The organism is Protofrankia sp. CiP1_Cm_nod3 (assembly GCF_982290655.1).
Window position 1 is genome coordinate 1 of record NZ_CEVIVD010000083.1, and the last position, 1,342, is coordinate 1,342.

Sequence of the window (1,342 nt, forward strand, 5' to 3'; positions counted from 1 at the left end):
CCCGGCTCGAGAGCCACCACGACCCAGCCGCTGTTTCCCCGCGTACCGTGCGTCGGGGCCGCGTGGACGTCAACCTCGACGGCGCGGCCGTCCCGGCGCCGCAGCATCACTCGGCCGTTGCACTCCTCCCGCCGCTCGATGCCGGGTAGCGCCAACGCCGGAAGGTCCACGGCAAGAAGGTCCGCCGCGGCGCGTCCCACCACCTCGTCCGGACGATAGCCCAGCAGCCGACCGGCTCCTGCCGTCCACGCGGTGAGCACGCCTCGAGCGTCCAGCGCGACCATCGCTATGCCGGCCACTGCCGCGGGAACGTCAGCCCCGTCTCGTGAAGGCTTTCTTTCGCTCATCCATACTCGTCTCGGCATTGCCGAAGCCCGCGACCTGCCGAGCTGCCGACCTGCCATCCCGGCGAATCAGGCCCCACACCCATTGCCACCGAGCATGGCACTGTGCAGCGGACCGCTCAACCAGACGGATACCGGCAATCAAGAGAATCGACCTGTCACCAATCTCATGGTTGGTGCTCCTTTGTCTCGTTCAGGCGGCTCAGTGGCGTTTCTCACCCCGTTCACGGACCCGGACCGAAATCTCGATCGGCGTTCCGGCGAAACCAAAATCCTCGCGCAGCCTGCGCTCCAGGAAGCGACGGTAGGCCGGCTCCAGGAAACCCGTCGAGAAGATGACGAAACGCGGCGGGCGCACGCCGGCCTGCGTCGCGAACAGCACCCGGGGCAGCCGGCCGCCGCGCGACGGCGGCGGGGTGGCCGCCACGACCTCGCCCAGCCAGGCGTTGAGCCGGCCGGTGGGGATGCGCGTCCCCCACGACTCCAGCGACGTCCGCAGCGCCGGGGCCAGCCGGTCGACGGCGCGGCCGGTCATCGCCGAGACGTTCACCCGCGGCGCCCAGGCCACCCGGCCCAGGTCCCGGACGATCTCCCGTTCGAGGGTGAGCCGGCGGTCCTCGTCGAGCAGGTCCCACTTGTTGAACGCCAGCACCAGGGCCCGGCCGGCCTCGACCACCATGGTGATCACTCGCTGGTCCTGTTCGGTGAGCGGCTCGCCGGCGTCCAGCAGGACGATCGCGACCTCCGCGGCCTCCAGCGCGGCGGCGGTGCGCAGCGACGAGTAGTACTCCGCGCCGGTGGCCTCCCGCACCCGGCGGCGCAGGCCCGCGGTGTCGACGAACTTCCAGGTCTCCCCGCCGACCGTCACCAGTTCGTCGACCGGGTCGCGGGTGGTGCCGGCGACGTCGTGCACCAGCGAGCGCTGCGTGCCGGCCAGCCTGTTCAGCAGGCTGGACTTGCCGACGTTCGGCTTGCCCAGCAGGGCGACCCGCCGCGGG

Annotated in this window: 2 protein-coding genes; both read right to left on the minus strand. The window is 71.2% G+C overall.

Features of this window, described 5'->3' with window-relative positions:
* Window positions 1-347: PAS domain-containing protein (locus AC5LUJ_RS15810; RefSeq protein ID WP_493465180.1), on the minus strand; the 347-nt coding region annotated here is incomplete at its 3' end.
* Between the two features lie 199 nt (window positions 348-546).
* A partial coding sequence (locus AC5LUJ_RS15815) for a GTPase (RefSeq protein ID WP_493465181.1) occupies window positions 547-1,342 on the minus strand: 796 nt, incomplete at its 5' end.